This window comes from Ochrobactrum sp. PL_is483, assembly GCF_055816855.1.
Map to the genome: position 1 here is coordinate 24,095 of NZ_JBVPGS010000016.1, position 15,921 is coordinate 40,015.

The window sequence follows — 15,921 nt, forward strand, 5'->3', positions numbered from 1 at the left end:
AGTCAGATATGATCAGGGCATTGGCCCATGCCGGATACCTAAGAACGGAAATCGCCTCGCTCCTCGGCATACGGAACCAGCACGCTCGTATCATCGCGAATGGCGGGGAGCTTCAGCTTGGTCACGTCGGCTCCTTCGCAGCGCCGTATGACTGCATCAATAAATCTTTCTGGACGATCACGCGCACCGGGAACCCCGGCCGGATGGTGAGCGTCGGCTGGATGTTGAGCTGGCGGCGCACGATCTGCTGGCCGACGTCAGATGCGGTATCCTGCGCGCTTTCGCGGATCGCCTTGGCAATCTCATTCTCGTCATTGCTGGAACCGATTTCCGTGCCAATACCAAGCAGCGTCGAGAGCGCAGCCGCCTTGAACAATTGGCCCCAATGGTAATCAACGCCATCCTCAAGACCGGAGTAGCCTTGCGGATCAGCCCCCTGAAGGCGTTCGAGCACGATGGATGTGCCGTCCGGCATGATGAGCCGGTTCCATACCAGCAATACGCGGGACTGGCCGAACGCGACCTGGCTGTCATACTGTCCGATCAGGCGGGAGCCTTGCGGGATCAGCAGGTGGCTCCCGGTCGGGCTGTCATAGACGTGTTCCGTGACCTGCGCGGTGATGTGGCCGGGAAGATCGGACTTAATGCCGGTAATCAGTGCGGCGGCGATCACGGTTCCGGCCTGCACGATATAGGGCAACGCCTTCTGCTGCACGCGGTCGGCGCTGACGGTGCGGCGGTCGGCCTCGGCGTTGACGAAGGCAAGTTTGCGATCCTGCATGTTCTGCGCAGAACCGGAATCGAGCGGCGGCGTTTCGACCGCAAGCGGTAGCCCGGTCGCCGGATCAATGCCCGAACCTGTTGCCGTCGTAGCCGTAGTGGATGCGGCCTGCTGGTTGCCGGTCGTCCTCTCGCCCTGGCTGTCGGTAAACAGCTTGGCGAGACGCGCCGCCTCGATCTCGGCAAGCCGCCGTTGTTCTTCGGGATCGACGCGCGGCGTCTGGATATTCGGTACGGCCACCGGCTTGCCTTGTTCCTGCGCCCGCAGGATCGGACGGCCAAGGTCGCCGGGAAGTGCCGGACCAAGTTTCGGGATATTGGTGTAATCCTTCGGCAGACCAGCCAGCCCATCGGCCGGCGTCTTGCTGTCCACATTGTAAAGCTCCGTCGCGGACTGGTTGCCGCGTCGGCTGGTGTCGAGCGCCCAAAGCAGAGTGCCGGCAATGGCGATGCCCGCCACGCCGCCGGCTCCGATCAGGACTTTCCGCGAAAGTCGCGTGACGCGCGGCGGTTCGGGCCGCAAACGCAATTGCGCGGCAATATCCGTTTGCGGTGATGGTATCTGTCCGCTCATCGGTCGCCCCCAGAGGAAAACAGCGCGGTCCTCTTCACTGTTCCCGGCCGGCCATCGGTGCGGACGATGCGAACGCGCTTCTGCGTGTCCTTGTCACCAAGGCGCAATTCGGCCGCTGCGAAGAGCCGATCCACGACATAATAGTTCTGGCGAGCGCGGTAGTTCACCAGTTCGGAATTGCCCGATCCGCCGATGACGAAGAGCGGCGGCATTTCTCCCTGTCCGATGCCGGACGGAAACTCGATATAGACCTTGCTTCCATCGTCGAAGGCGCGCAGCGGCCGCCAAGGGGCGCTATCGCCCTCGATACGATAGCGGAAGTTCAGCTTGGAGACGTCCACGCCGGAGGCGACCGGCTGGGTCTCCGCCGCTCTGGTATTCTGGCGGCGCAGGGCAATAAGCTGGTCGGCGGGATATTGCCACGAAACAGACGCCATGTAGGTCTTTTCCGTCGAGCGTAATTCCAGGTGATAGGTGCGCAGATTGGTATTGATGACAAGGTTGGTCTGGAGATCCGGCCGTGTCGGCTTCACGAGGATATGGACCTGCCTGGTGGCACCCGCGCCGCTCTCCGTATCGCCGATGATCCAGCGCACGGTGTCACCGGCTGCGACCGGGCCGGAGCCGACAAGGGTTTCCCCCGGCTGAAGCGCAATGTCCGTCACCTGTCCCGGTGCGGCATAGACCTGATAGAGCGCGCCGAGCGCGAACGGATAGACCTGCACGGCGTTGATGAAGCCGTCACGGACCGGCTGCATACGCGCCGCCTCGTTGGCGGCGCTGATGCGCTGCTTCGGATCGGTCGATTCCGCCTTGGCTTTCGATCCATCAACCGGCTTCAACTGACCGGGCAGCGGCAGGGTTTTTGGAATTTCCACCACCTTCACCGGAAGGACCGGATCGACCCTGAGCATGGCGGGAGCCGCGTCGTCATAGTCGATTTCCGGCGGGATATACTTTTTCGCGCACCCTGCCAGCACGGTTGCCGATACCAGAGCCAGAACCATTCCGGATGCGTAGCGCGGCTTCATGCGTGTTTCATTCGTCTTCATTGCCCCATTTCCTTCGACCAGTTGATTGCGTTGACATAGACGCCGAGCGGATTGGCCCGGAGTTTTTCGGCGGTGCGCGGCGGCTTCATCACGACGGTCAGGATGGCCGTCCAGCGTTCGGCGCCGGAAAGCTGGCTGTTCTCGTAGGACCGCTCCACCCATGCGATACGAAAACTGTCCGGAGAGGCGCGGATGACGCTGGAAATCTCCACCGAGATCTGCGTCTTGCCGACTTTCGTGAACGGGTCGTTTGACCGCGCATAATCGTTGAGCGCGATCGCGCCGCGATCCGTCGTGAACTCGTAGGCGCGAAGCCAGTTCTGCCGGACAATGACCGCATCGACGGGGATGGAGCGGACTTGCTCGATGAAGCGGGCCAGATGCCACGCAATTTGCGGGTCTGTCGGCTTGTAGTCAGCCACGGCGGGAGCAACGGCCTGCGCCTCGCCGAATTTGTCGATCTGGACAACCCACGGAACCACGGTCCCGCGTGTCGATTGCCAGACAAGGGCGGACGCGAAACCCCCGGCAAGGAAGAGAGAACCAAAGGCCATGAGCCGCCAGTTGCGCGCCTGCACGCGAGCGGAGCCGATCCGTTCGTCCCATGCCTGTCCGGCGCGCTGATAGGGCGTTTCGGGTTCGGGCGTGCGGGCATAGCGCACGGAAGGACGCTTGAAGATATTCATGTGCGATCATCCTGATTGAGAGAAACGGACATGGAGCCGCCGCCGTGATCGCCGGAACGAACCGTGTGCGCGGCGGTACTGATGCCGTGGTGAATGGTGCTGTTGCGCTTCATCCGCTGCGCCCAGTCGGGTGCGGATGACTGTGGAGAAATGTCGGAGCCGGAAACGGCCCTGGCGGGCTGCGACGCCGCAAAGTCCGGATCATTGACGGCCTCACCACCAGCGCCGCCCGGATTGACGTCGTTCTTGCCGCCGGTTGCTTTCCACGCGGCGGCTTGTCCGGAACGATAGCTGGAGCGCATGGATTCCCCGGCGCGCGAGGCCGCATCCCTGCCCTTGTTCATGGCAAGGCCGGCTCCTGCATGGGCGACAGCCGCGAAGCCGGCCGCTCCGCCTCCGGTCCCGGTCGATCCCACGGAAGCATCGCCGAGGCCGTAGGCGGTCCTGACGCCACCGGCCAGGGCAGCGCCACCACGCACGGCTCCGCCGGACCCGCTTACAGCGGCACCCAAACCGGCCTTTCCGGCCATGAAACCGGCAGCACCGATACCGGCGGCGGCAAGGCCGGTCCCGACCGCCGCACCCGCGCCAAGTTGCGGAGAGCCGGAAACAAGGCCGGTGGCGATGCCAGTGCCGAAGATCGACAGGCCCATGAGCGCCAGCGCACCGAGAACCAAGGACAACGCCTCGCTGATCGTTGGCGCGTCGGAGAAGCCGGCGGTGAACTCGCTGAACAGGCCGGAGCCGATGCCGACGATGACGGCCAGAACCAGAATCTTGACGCCCGACGCGACGATATTGCCGAGTACCTTTTCGGCAAGGAAGGACGTCTTGTTGAACAGCGCGAACGGGATCAGCACGAAGCCGGCGAGCGTCGTCAGCTTGAACTCGATCAGGCAGACAAAAATCTGGATGGCCAAGATGAAGAAGGCAATCAACACGATCACCCACGCCACCAGCAGAATGAATATCTGGATGAAGTTGTCGAAGAAGGCGATGTAGCCGGTGAGATCGGCGATGGACGTCAGGATCGGATAACCGGCGTCAAGGCCGACCTGCGCCACGCGACCGGGCTGTAGAAGCTCGGAACCGGACAGGCTGGAACCGCCGGCTTTGAGTCCAAGCCCGGAAAAGCTCTCGAAAACGATCCTGGCAAGCTTGTTGAAATTGCCGATGATGAAGGAGAAGAAGCCGATATAGAGGGTCTTCTTCACCAGCCGCTGGATAATGTCCTCGTCGGCGCCCCACGCCCAGAACAGACCGGCGAGCACAATATCGATGACGATCAGCGTCGAGGTGAGGAAAGCGATTTCGCCGGACAGCAGGCCGAAGCCGCTGTCGATATAGCTGGTGAAGGTCTCAAGGAAACGGTCGATAACACCGACATTATTCATGCGCGGTCTCCCCGCTTGCCTTTGGGCGGCGTCGGCCGATCCGACTTGTCCATGCGGAAAAAGCGGCGGCGGTTTTCCGCCCATGCCTTGCGGCAGGCGACGTCTTCGAGCGCCGCCGTGCCAAGGTCGCGGCAACGACCAAGCTCGCCTTTGCGAGCGGGGTCGCCGCCCGGACGCTCGATGCGGGGGGCTCTAGCATCGGGCCTGTCTTCATCGTCATGCAGGGCCGTGATTGCGGCGGTCAGCCCTGCACCGATTGCGAAGACGGCGATCATCCGGGCGGCGATCTTCAGGTCCATCGTTGCAAGCTCCTCAATCGTGGAACATTCGAACGCTGGACGATGTGTAGGCAGTCCCGGTCATGAAACGGGAAAACTGCTCGCGAGCCTGCTCCTGTGCTGCGGCCTGCCGGGATTGCTCGAGCGCGTTGGCACGGCCCTTTGCGGCCAGCATGGCGGTCAGGTCGGAAATCTGTTTCGCCTGTACGGCGAGAAGCTGATTCCCGGCCTGCGTCGCCTGAAGTACGCCGACGGCCGACTGGCTGGCGGTGACAAGCTCCCTGGTCTGCTCCTGCGTCCCTTCAATATTTTCGACCGCGACGGCTCCGGCCTTCAGAGAATGCTCGAAGGCCGATACCGATTGCTGCCAGCGCTGCTGCGCCGAAGAAACCAGTTGCGCGGCGGTGCGGTCGCCAGACGCGAAATCGCGATAGGTGGCGTTGAACTGCGTTTCGATGTTCTGGACATTGTAGGCGAGCTGGTCCGCCTCGTTGAGAAGCGACTTCATCTCGGAAAAGTTGCCCTCGATCTGCGACAGCAAGGACGTAGGCAGGCTGGTGAGATTCCTGGCCTGATTGATGAGCATCTGCGCCTCGTTGGCGAGAGACGTCACCTGATTATTGATCTGTTCCAGCGCGCGGGCAGCCGAAAGAAGGTTCTGGCTGTAATTCGTCGGGTCATAGACGATGCGCCATGCCAGTGCCGGAGACGATGTGAACGGGATCGCGACCAGGGGCAGGGTGACGGGAAGCAGAATGGCAGACGCGCTGACGGCGCAGGCGAGAGCGCGGGCACGCGGGGAACGGGCGATATGCCTCATAGTGGAAACTCCTCTTCGGGGGACAGAAAATCTGAAGACGGGTCGGCCGGACTGGCCGTACCAGTCGAACTGGTCGCACTGGCCGCGCCAGCGATAAGATTGGTGAGGTCGGGGATGAGATCGGCACCCCAGCGAAGGCCCTTGGCCTCCAGCCATGCTTCGAGGAAATAGGGCTTTGCCCCGTCCTTCATGAGTTCGTCGATCAGCGCATGGGCGGCCTTATCCGACGATGCGCACAGGGTGAGAGCGATGGAACCAAGGCCAAGCTCGAACAGCCGGTTGCCGCGCCGGGACTGGCAGTAATAGTCCCGCTTTGGCGTGGCCCTCGCGACAATCTCTATCTGTCTGTCATTGAGGCCGAACTGACGATAGATGGATGCGATCTGTGGTTCGATGGCCCGCTCATTGGCGAGAAAGATGCGCGTCGGGCAGCTTTCGACAATGACCGGCGCGATCGGTGACGCCTCGATGTCGGCAAGCGACTGCGAGGAAAAGACAACAGCGACGTTCTTCTTACGCAGCGTCTTCAGCCATTCCTTGATTTTCGAGGCAAACCCGCCATCGTCCAGCGCCCGCCAGCCCTCGTCAATAATGAGCATTGACGGCCGGCCGTCAAAACGGGATTCGATGCGATGGAACAGGTAGGCAAGCACGGCCGGGGCAGCGCCCGTGCCTATCAGCCCTTCGGTCTCGAACGCTTGTACCGACGCTTCGCCGAGCCATTCCATTTCCGCGTCGAGCAGCCGGCCATAGGGACCACCGATGCAATAGGGCCGGAGCGCCTGTTTCAGTGCCGACGATTGCAGAAGGACCGTCAGGCCGGTGATGGTGCGCTCCACAACCGGCGCGGAGGCGAGAGACGTCAAGGCCGTCCAGAGATGTTCCTTGACGTCCGGTGTGATTTCCACACCTTCACGGATCAGAATATCCACCAGCCAGTCGGCCGCCCATGCGCGTTCGGGCGTCTCGTGTATTCCGGCCAGCGGCTGGAGCGATATGGTGTTCATCATCGCCGTATCGTCGGAGAGCGAGCCGCCCAAATCCTGCCAGTCGCCGCGCATCGCCAGCGTGGCGGCGCGGATCGAACCGCCGAAATCGAAGGCAAAGACTTGGCTGCGGTTATAGCGGCGGAACTGGAGCGCCATGAGGGCGAGCAAGACGCTCTTGCCCGCGCCGGTCGGGCCGACGACCATTATATGGCCAACATCACCGACATGGAGCGAGAAGCGGAACGGTGTCGCGCCTTCAGTCTTGGCATAGAACAGCGGCGGTGCGTCGAGATGTTCGTCTTTCTCCGGTCCGGCCCACACGGCGGACAACGGCATCATGTGCGCGAGATTCAGGGTCGAGATGGGTAGTTGCCGGACATTGGCGTAGACATGGCCGGGAATGCTGCCCATCCATGCCTCGATCGCGTTGACCGTTTCCACGATGGCCGTGAAGTCATGCGACTGGATCACCTTTTCCGCGAGGCGCAGCTTTTCGTCGGCAACGCGGGGATCGGCGTCCCAGACCGTGACGGTCGCGGTCACATAGGCTTCGCCAACCTGATCGGAGCCGAGATCCTGAAGCGCTGCGTCCGCATCAAGGACTTTGTTGGCCGCATCCGAATCCAGAAGAACAGATTGCTCGTTGGTCAGCACCTCCCTGAGGATTGCGGCAACCGATTTTCTCTTGGCAAACCATTGCCGCCTGATCTTCGTCACCAGCCGGGTTGCCTCCAGCTTGTCGAGCATGATCGCCCGCGTGGACCAGCGATAGGGAAAGGCTATCCGGTTGAGATCGTCGAGAATGCCGGGAAACGTGACAGTCGGGAAACCGATCACGGTCAGGGTGCGAAGGTGGAACTCGCCAAGGCGCGGTTCGAGGCCGCCAGCCAAGGGCTGATCGGCCAGCAGCGCGTCGAGGTGCATGGGCGTTTCCGGAACCCGGACCTTGTGGCGCTTGGTCGATATGGTGGAATGCAGATAAGTGAGCGTGTCGGCATCATCGAGCCAGTCCGCTTCCGGCACAAAGCCTTCGACCAGGTGCAACACCCTGTCGGTGCGGTCGATGAAGCCTTTGAGCAATTCCCACGGATCGACGCCGGAGCGTTCGCGGCCCTCGTAAAGCCAGCCTTCCATGCGCGAAGCTTCTTGCGCCGGCGGCAACCAGACGAAGGTGAGATAATAGCTGCTCTCATAGAGCAACCCGGATTCTTCAAACTGCTCCCGGCGCTCAATATCGAGAAGCGCCGATGCGCTGTCGGCAAACAGGCTTTCCGGATATTCGGTGGCCGGGTTGCGCTGCGCCTCGACAAAGATCGCCCATCCGGAACCGAGACGACGAAGCGCGCCGTTGAGCCGTGCGGTGGTGCCGACCAGTTCGGACGGCGTGGCGCTGTCGAGGTCGGGACCACGGAAACGCGCCGTGCGCTGGAATGAGCCGTCCTTGTTCAAGACAACGCCCGGAGCGATCAGGGCGGCCCACGGCAGGAAGTCGGCAAGCGCCGCATTCTTCTTTCTGTATTCGGAGAGGTTCAACATGGTGCTCTCCTCACACGCCCATATGCGCGGGATAGCGCAGGTGACGGCGGCCGACGTCCACGAATTGCGCGTCACGGCGAGCCGCCCAGACGGCGGCGAAATGGCCGATGGCCCAGATCACCAGACCGGCGATCCAGAGGCGAAGGCCAAGGCCCACGGCTCCGGCGAGCGTACCGTTGACGATGGCGACGGCACGCGGTGCGCCGCCAAGCAATATCTGCTCGGTCAGCGCCCGATGGACCGGCGCGAGGAAGCCGCGAACATCGTCGAATTCCAGCGGGGACCCCGTCATTAAACGAGCGCTCCGCCGCCAAACGAGAAGAAGGACAGGAAGAAGCTCGACGCGGCGAAAGCGATGGAAAGACCGAAGACGATCTGGATCAGCTTGCGGAAGCCGCCGCCTGTATCTCCGAATGCCAGAGCGAGGCCGGTGGCGATGATGATAATGACTGCGACGATCTTGGCGACCGGACCTTCGATGCTTTCGAGAATCTGTTGCAGCGGTTCTTCCCACGGCATCGAGGAACCGGAAGCATGGGCGGGTGCCGCCGCCAGCAATTTGACGGACACAACGGACACCAGCGCCATCGCGTGGGCAAGGCGGTTGTGGAGACTGCAAAGGCCGGAAGGTGCGGACAGGACAGGCATGGTCATGACTATTCTCCTTTCGGGAGCGGTTGGTGGTCGGCAGGAAGGTCGGCGGATGGAAGGTCAGCGGAAAGTGTGCGGTAGTCGCCGGTGGCGGGATCGATCCCGTCCACGAGAGCGATTTCGGAAAGGCGGCGGGCAGAGCCGCGGCCGGACAGAACCGCAATAAGATCGATGGTGTCGGCGATCAGCGCCCGCGGGACCGTAATCACGACTTCCTGCACGAGCTGTTCGAGCCGGCGCAGCGCCCCGATCGCCGTATTGGCGTGGATCGTGCCGATCCCGCCCGGATGGCCGGTTCCCCATGCTTTCAGGAGATCGAGCGCTTCCACGCCGCGTACCTCGCCGACAGGAATGCGGTCGGGACGCAGGCGCAGCGACGACTTCACCAGATCGGAGAGCGAGGCCACGCCGTCCTTGGTCCGCATGGCGACAAGGTTGGGCGCGGCGCATTGCAGTTCCCGCGTATCCTCGATCAGCACAACACGGTCGGCGGTCCTGGCGACTTCCGCGAGAAGCGCATTCGTCAACGTGGTCTTTCCGGTGCTGGTGCCGCCTGCGACCAGAATGTTCTTCCGCTTTTCGACGGCGATGCGCAGCACATCGGCCTGTTGCTGCGTCATGAACCCGGCCGCGACGTAATCCGACAGAGTGAACACGGCGACGGCCGGTTTGCGGATGGCGAAAGCGGCGGCCGTGACAACAGGCGGCAACAGCCCTTCGAACCGCTCACCCGTTTCCGGCAGTTCGGCCGAGACGCGGGGATTGCGCACATGGACTTCCGCGCCGACATGATGGGCGACCAGTCTGACGATGCGCTCGCCGTCTTCCGGCGACAGAACCTCCCCGGTATCGGCAAGCCCTTCCTTCAGTCGGTCCACCCACAAGCGTCCGTCCGGGTTCAGCATCACTTCGACAACGGCGGGGTCTTCGAGATAGCGGACGATCGACGCCCCAAGCGCCGTGCGCAACATCCGCACGCTGCGAGAGATCACGTCTCGGTCATGATGGTGGTGATGCGCCACGATGGTCCCCGTTTCCGGCCATCCGGAAACGGTCGGATGGCGACGGGGACAATCAAGAAAGGCACAATTCGGGCCTTCGCAACAAGATTATTTCAGATTTCGTAGCCGCTCGTACGCCGTCGAAAAAATACTTGCATCTCTCGGCGCGAAAAAGCGCATGGCGCGGCATCGGCCTGACGCCGCTTATCGAATCAGCATTTCGGCTTCAGGGCATCCAGAAACGTCTTGAGAACGGGATTCGTGTTATTCGGTCGCCAACAGGCGATATATCCAAGACGCGTGGAACCGTTGCCGTCATGCACGGGCCTGTAAACAACACCCAATCCGGTTATGCCAGAAACACCCTCGCACTGCAGGCTTATCCCCTGCCCGTTGCCGACCTCGCTCAGGATACTCTCGCGGCTCAAACGGCGGGTGATGATTTCGGGATGATCCGATGGGGCAGCAAGATAGCGAAGAAGCATATTGCGAATATCAGGTCCCGGGTCATGGTGGCTGATCAGAAAGCGTTCGTCTTTCAATTCTGACCAATAGATAACGGGCCGATCCGCAAGCGGGTGGTTCTCCGGTAGCGCGACCACCAATTGCTCTGGCCAAAGCGCCATGGAATTCAACAAACTCTGTCTGCCAGCATCGCCCAGGATAACAGAGACATCGATCGCACCTGCAATCACCCCTGCCCTGAGTTCCATATAGGACGTCTCTATCGGCTCCACCTCTACCGCCGGATTGCCTTGGCGAAATTCGTGAAGGGCCGTACGCAGGCGTCCGATCGAAAGCGATTTATAAAAACCAACAACAATATGGCCAAGTTTCCCGGCTTTGCTCGCTTTAGCCCGTTCCTTGAGGCGTTGAACGTCCTCGACAATACGCCTCGCGCCAATAATGAATTCCTCGCCGTTCGGGGTGAGACGTGCTCCGGTCGAAGCACGGTCAAACAGAGGGATACCAAGTTCGTCCTCGACTTCCTTGATCCGTTTGCTGACGATCGGTTGCCTGACATTGAGTTCATTCGCGGCGGCGCTGAAACTGCCGTTCCTGGCGCTCACCACGATGTAATGAAGATGGCGTAGTTCCAATCCTGTCCTCCCTGCCCGGTCCGGGCTATGTATTGAATTATGTCTATGCTCGCTCCTGCAATGGGAATTCGGTCTGGTTGAAGAACCGGCTTATTTCGCCAGTTCCGCAACCCTGCTCATGGCGGTGGTGAAACCGTTGAGGGAGATGGTGAAGGTTGCAGCCTCGCCGCCACCCTCACGCGTGGCGGAGATGGTCAGCTTCTCGCCCTTCTTCATGGCGTCGGTGGCGGGGGTCGGGAAGCTGACCGGCACGAGGCACCCGGCTGGTAAGCAGGTGGAGAACCGTGCGCCTTGCCTAAGATTCTGGTCGTCCAGTTTTAGCTTCACGCCGTCGTCAAGCTTGAGACCGAAGGGCAGAAGCAGGACACCGTTGGTCTGGCCGTTCGCAGGGGGCTGAAGCTCGATGGCGAAGAGGCGCTGGCCAGTCTGGCTATTGCCCTGTTCCTGGCTGAAGCCGCAACGCTTTCTGTTATCGGCAATGGCGCAGTTCACCGTCCAGTCGCCATAGACCTCGTTGATAGACGCAGCGCCATTCGGCAGAGAGACGGCGGATTTTTTGTCGTCCTGCACCGGCGTTCCGGCAAGGGCGCGATCGCCTTTGCCCGTTAGTTGCGCTTCCTGAGCGAAGGTTGGCACAGCGGAAAGTAAGAGGGCCGCGATGCCAGAGGCGAACATGGAGGACGTCGGAATCTTATACTGCATTGCGTATCTTTCGTTTCGTATCTTATGAGATTGCCGGACCGCTCACCTGACGGTAAAGCGCACCGGGGCTGTAATGATCTTGTTGACACCAGGAGGCGGCGCTGGCACCGGCGAGGCGCGGCGCACGAGATCAACCACAGCATTGTCGAGTTCGGGGAAACCCGATGATCGTGCCAGTGAAGCCGACAGCACATTGCCCGCGTCATCAATGCGGAAACGAACATAGGCTGTTCCCTCTTCTCTTCTCGACCGCGCACCTGAAGGATAGCGCTTGCGCCGCTCCAGATGCGCCATCAGCCGCGATTGCCATTTGGCTGGCGACACGGAACCGAAGCCCATCGCCGCCGTGCTCTGGTTTGCCGCGTTGCGGTTCGATTGCGTGACCTGTGCGGAAGCCTGTGTGGATGCCTTTGATTTCGGTGCGGGCTTCTCTCGTTTTGGCTTTTGCACCACATCCTGTTTTTTCGGCTTTGGTTTCTCGACCGGCTTTTCTTTTTCAGGCGGTTTTGGCCGAAAGACCGGAATCGGAACCTCGACGTTTTCCAGTTGCGTGACGATCTCCTGCTCGACCGGATCGATTTCCGGCTCCGGTGTGATTTCAGGCTCTGGTGCGGGATCGGTTTCCGCTATTTCCTCCTTCGATTCTTCCGGCTGAACTCCCTCCGGCATCGGTTGTTCCGCTTCCTCCTGTGGCTCCTCGATCGGTTCCTTTGCCTCGCTTTTGGCTTCGAGTGCGTTCTCGGCCTGCTCGGTGATTTCATTCGTCTCGGTTTCGATGGCCTCAGGCTCTGGCGCCAGCTCGATCATGATCGCAGGCGGCGGGGCATTGTCAGCCATCTCGATCGGCGATTCGCGCGTCAGCCACAGCCATATGCCTCCATGAGCGAGAAAGACGGCAAGACCGGCTATTAACCAGAGCACGACTTCAGAACGGGAGAACATAACCGGCATCAATTCTTCGGAAACAGGCCGAACACCAGAACGCTCAACCATTTCGGCTGTTGCTTCTATTTCCGGCTGGCGATCACCCATGGGTAGAAACCATTGCCTTTCCACTGTCATAGGCCTCGGTCTGTGTTCCATGCTGCGGCATATGCACTGCCCTGTGCATCAATTCACAAACGTTGCAGGGGAGCGAAACAGCCTTGTTGTTCTTCTTCGCTGAGGACTTCGATTTTCTGTTGGCAGCAAGATCAGCGACGCTGTAACGGTTCATTATGTCGAGGAATGTCGTCTCGGCGACAGTCGCGATTGCGACAAACACCGGATTAACGTCACCCGTCTGCCGTCCGTTATCGCTGTCTCGATTCTGGGCATGACGCACGAGATCAGGCTGAACGTGACGCAGCACATCGCCAAGAAGAATTTCCTCTGCAGGAATTGCAAGACCGATACCGCCGTAGCGGCCCCGCTCGGCGAACAGAAACCCGGATTGCAGAAGCAGCCTCACAATATGAGCAGCATGATCCTTCGATGTATGTGCCGAGCGTGCTGCATCGGCGGTCAGAATTACCCTGTCCCGCGACTGGGCACAGGCGACCAGAATATCGATGGCTATTTCCGTCTGCCGGGTCAGGCGCATTGATCTTCCTTCCTTTTCATTCGCCGGCAAGCGGCGCGACGGACGGATTCCGGTCGTTGGCGACAGCGAAACGATCGCTGCCCTGCGCGGCATGAAGCTGGCTGTAGCGGCCGTCCTTACGGACGATCAGTTCCGCGTGGCTTCCCTCTTCGGCAATCCGGCCGTCCTCGACCACGACGATGCGGTCTGCATTGGCGATGGTCGCAAGCCTGTGCGCGATGACCAGTGTGGTACGACCCTGCGACAGTTCGGCAAGCGACTGCTGGATGGCGCGCTCCGTTTCGGTATCGAGTGCCGAGGTCGCTTCATCCAGGATCAGGATCGACGGGTTCTTCAGGAAGATGCGGGCGATAGCGAGCCGCTGCTTCTGTCCGCCCGACAGTTTGACGCCGCGCTCGCCAATGATCGTGTCGAGACCGGCGGGCAGCGAGGCGATGACGCCATCCAGTCTTGCGCGGCGGGCCGCTTCGACAATCTCCGCTTCCGTCGCATCGAGCCGACCATAGGCGATGTTCTCGCGGATGGTGCCGGCAAACAGGAACACGTCCTGTTGCACGATGCCGATATTCGAGCGCAGCGACTTCAAGCTCATATCGCGAATGTCGATGCCGTCGATGCTGATCGCACCGCCCGTCACCTCGTAGAAGCGCGGCAGCAGCGAGCATATCGTCGTCTTGCCCGCGCCGGACGGGCCGACAAAGGCGATGGTTTCCCCCGCCTGTATCGAGAGATCGAGACCGTCGAAGACCGGCTTGTCTGGGCTGTAGCCGAACCGAACATCGCGATAGTCGATGTCGCCGTTCAGTCGTTCGACGGACCGTGCATCCAGCCGGTCGGCAATATCCGGCCGCGTATCGAGGAACCGTGTGTAGCGCTGGAAACCGGCGATGCCCTTCGGATAGCTTTCGATGATCGAGTTAATCTTGTCGATCGGACGGAAGAACACGCCAACAAGCAGCAGGAAGCCGACGAAGCCGCCAGCGGTCAGCTCGCCGCGCACGACGAACCACGCGCCGGCCAGCATCACCACCACCTGCACGAAGCGCATGGAGAGATAGGACAGCGACATGGATGCCGCCATCGTCCTGTAGAACTCCAGCTTGGTCGTGAGATAGTTGCGGTTGTTCTCCGCGAACAGTTTGCGCTCGTGATCCTCGTTGGTGAAGGCCTGCACCACGCGGATGCCGCCGACATTCTCCTCGATACGGGCATTGAACTCGCCGATCCGACCGAACAGCGCATGCGAATTGGCCATCATCCGCTTGCCGTAAAGCGTGGTGACGACGGCCGTGATCGGAACGATGATCGCGGTGATCAGCGCCAGCGACACATGCACCCACATCATCAGCAGGAAAGCGCCAATCAGAGTCATGACGGCGATGAACAGGTCTTCCGGGCCATGATGGGCGACCTCGCCGATCTCTTCGAGATCCTTGGTCAGCCTCGCGACCAGGTGGCCGGTCTTCTGGTTGTCGAAGAAGCCGAAGGAGAGCTTTTGCAGATGGTCGAAGGCTTTTCTCCGCATCTCGGTCTCGATCTTGAGGCCAAGCATATGGCCCCAATAGGTGACGATGACCTGAAGGCCGGCATTGAACAGATAGATCAGGAACAGGCCAACGCTGGCGAGCATGATCATGCCGAGCTGCTTGGTCGGAAGCAGGCGGTCGATGAACAGCGTCACGGCGACGGGAAAGGCCAGTTCCAGCAGGCCGGCGGCAACGGCCGAGGAGAAGTCCAGTGCGAACAGACCGCGATGCGGACGATAATAAGCGGCAAAGCGCTTCAGCAGATCAGTCACGCTGCTGCTCCTTTCATTCAGCCTTCCTCGATTCCAACGGTGCGGATTGCTCAGACAATTCAATCACGGTGGTTCCACCGACCGTTAGAGGCTCTACTATCAAGACGAATTCGTGTGGTACTTCTTGCACCCTGATCATAACGAAAATCGCCGGATTCTGATTTGGAGCGCTCCATCGCCTGATACCCAGTCAGGACTTCACGCCCCTTCGGGACGATCAGCGGGGTATTTGACACCGGATCGGGAATGATGACGGATGGCAGGCCAAACACGTCTTCGACCAGTTTTTCGGTGACGATGGATGGCGGTTTGCCTTCTGCGACGATCATGCCGTCCTTCATGGCGATCAGGTGCGAAGCATAACGGCAGGCATGGTTGAGATCGTGCAGCACAGCGACGATGGTGCGGCCCTGACGGTTGAGATCGGCCAGCAGGTCCATGAGTTCGATCTGATGGGCGATATCGAGAAAGGTAGTCGGCTCGTCGAGCAACAGGATGGGCGTTTCCTGTGCCAGCACCATTGCGATCCAGACACGCTGGCGCTGGCCTCCTGACAGTTCATCCACCTGTCGGCCGGAAAGATCCGTGACGCGGGTTGCCTCCATCGCGGCGATGACGGCTTCCTCATCACCCTTTGACCATTGCCGGAAGAAGGACTGATGCGGATAGCGGCCGCGCGCCACCAGATCGGCGACCGTAATGCCGTCCGGTGCGATTGATGACTGTGGCAGCAGACCGAGACGGCGGGCAACCTCTTTCGCGGCAAGATCGGAAATGCTGCTCCCGTCGAGGATCACCTGTCCGGCGGAAGGCACGAGCAGCCGGGACAATGCCCTGAGCAGCGTGGACTTGCCGCAGGCGTTCGGGCCGACGATCACGGTGAAGGAACCATCCGGGATCGAGACGGACAGGCCTCTGGAAATCGTCCGCTCGTCATAGCGCAGGGTTACGTTGTCGGCGTGAAGGCGACCAGACCGG

16 protein-coding genes are annotated in these 15,921 nt (G+C 60.9%); all 16 read right to left on the reverse strand.

Annotated features, from left to right (window positions below; genetic code table 11):
- Positions 1-121: 121 nt before the first annotated feature.
- A complete protein-coding gene (locus AC0TNJ_RS00415) occupies positions 122-1,354 on the reverse strand; it encodes a TraB/TrbI/VirB10 family type IV secretion system protein (protein WP_063881684.1) in 1,233 nt (410 codons plus the stop codon).
- Positions 1,351-2,385, reverse strand: coding sequence for a P-type conjugative transfer protein TrbG (trbG, locus tag AC0TNJ_RS00420; protein WP_172824077.1), 1,035 nt, complete (start codon positions 2,383-2,385; stop codon positions 1,351-1,353). The genes AC0TNJ_RS00415 and trbG overlap by 4 nt, the downstream gene beginning before the upstream one ends.
- A gap of 17 nt (positions 2,386-2,402) precedes the next feature.
- A complete protein-coding gene (trbF, locus tag AC0TNJ_RS00425; RefSeq protein WP_063881680.1) occupies positions 2,403-3,092 on the reverse strand; it encodes a conjugal transfer protein TrbF in 690 nt (229 codons plus the stop codon).
- Positions 3,089-4,486 carry a P-type conjugative transfer protein TrbL gene (gene trbL, locus AC0TNJ_RS00430; protein ID WP_063881678.1) on the reverse strand — a complete coding sequence of 466 codons (1,398 nt, stop codon included), beginning with the start codon at positions 4,484-4,486 and terminating at the stop codon, positions 3,089-3,091. The genes trbF and trbL overlap by 4 nt, the downstream gene beginning before the upstream one ends.
- Positions 4,483-4,785: a putative entry exclusion protein TrbK-alt gene (gene trbK-alt, locus AC0TNJ_RS00435; protein ID WP_063881677.1), complete on the reverse strand. Its 303-nt coding sequence runs from the start codon at positions 4,783-4,785 to the stop codon at positions 4,483-4,485. Before trbK-alt ends, trbL begins: the two co-directional genes overlap by 4 nt.
- A 13-nt stretch (positions 4,786-4,798) precedes the next feature.
- Positions 4,799-5,584, reverse strand: coding sequence for a P-type conjugative transfer protein TrbJ (gene trbJ / locus AC0TNJ_RS00440; protein WP_063881675.1), 786 nt, complete (start codon positions 5,582-5,584; stop codon positions 4,799-4,801).
- Positions 5,581-8,109 carry a conjugal transfer protein TrbE gene (gene trbE, locus AC0TNJ_RS00445; RefSeq protein ID WP_063881673.1) on the reverse strand — a complete coding sequence of 843 codons (2,529 nt, stop codon included), beginning with the start codon at positions 8,107-8,109 and terminating at the stop codon, positions 5,581-5,583. The genes trbJ and trbE overlap by 4 nt, the downstream gene beginning before the upstream one ends.
- Before the next feature lie 10 nt (positions 8,110-8,119).
- A complete protein-coding gene (locus AC0TNJ_RS00450; protein ID WP_063881671.1) occupies positions 8,120-8,401 on the reverse strand; it encodes a VirB3 family type IV secretion system protein in 282 nt (93 codons plus the stop codon).
- Positions 8,401-8,697, reverse strand: a complete 297-nt coding sequence (locus AC0TNJ_RS00455; protein WP_151602396.1) for a TrbC/VirB2 family type IV secretion system protein — start codon at positions 8,695-8,697, stop codon at positions 8,401-8,403. The genes AC0TNJ_RS00450 and AC0TNJ_RS00455 overlap by 1 nt, the downstream gene beginning before the upstream one ends.
- Positions 8,698-8,765: 68 nt before the next feature.
- The gene (gene trbB / locus AC0TNJ_RS00460; protein WP_063881670.1) at positions 8,766-9,731 is read right to left on the reverse strand and encodes a P-type conjugative transfer ATPase TrbB; all 966 of its coding nucleotides are present in this window, start codon (positions 9,729-9,731) and stop codon (positions 8,766-8,768) included.
- Between the two features lie 242 nt (positions 9,732-9,973).
- Positions 9,974-10,861: a LysR family transcriptional regulator gene (locus AC0TNJ_RS00465; protein ID WP_063881668.1), complete on the reverse strand. Its 888-nt coding sequence runs from the start codon at positions 10,859-10,861 to the stop codon at positions 9,974-9,976.
- Positions 10,862-10,951: 90 nt separating this feature from the next.
- Positions 10,952-11,563: an invasion associated locus B family protein gene (locus AC0TNJ_RS00470; RefSeq protein ID WP_063881666.1), complete on the reverse strand. Its 612-nt coding sequence runs from the start codon at positions 11,561-11,563 to the stop codon at positions 10,952-10,954.
- Positions 11,564-11,605: 42 nt separating this feature from the next.
- The gene (locus AC0TNJ_RS00475; RefSeq protein ID WP_244634846.1) at positions 11,606-12,595 is read right to left on the reverse strand and encodes an energy transducer TonB family protein; all 990 of its coding nucleotides are present in this window, start codon (positions 12,593-12,595) and stop codon (positions 11,606-11,608) included.
- Positions 12,588-13,145: an RrF2 family transcriptional regulator gene (locus tag AC0TNJ_RS00480; RefSeq protein WP_063881665.1), complete on the reverse strand. Its 558-nt coding sequence runs from the start codon at positions 13,143-13,145 to the stop codon at positions 12,588-12,590. Before AC0TNJ_RS00480 ends, AC0TNJ_RS00475 begins: the two co-directional genes overlap by 8 nt.
- 16 nt (positions 13,146-13,161) lie before the next feature.
- A complete protein-coding gene (locus AC0TNJ_RS00485) occupies positions 13,162-14,943 on the reverse strand; it encodes an ABC transporter ATP-binding protein (RefSeq protein WP_063881663.1) in 1,782 nt (593 codons plus the stop codon).
- 59 nt (positions 14,944-15,002) lie between these two features.
- Positions 15,003-15,921, reverse strand: a 919-nt coding sequence (locus AC0TNJ_RS00490; protein ID WP_473769883.1) for an ABC transporter ATP-binding protein, incomplete at its 5' end; no start/stop codon positions are given.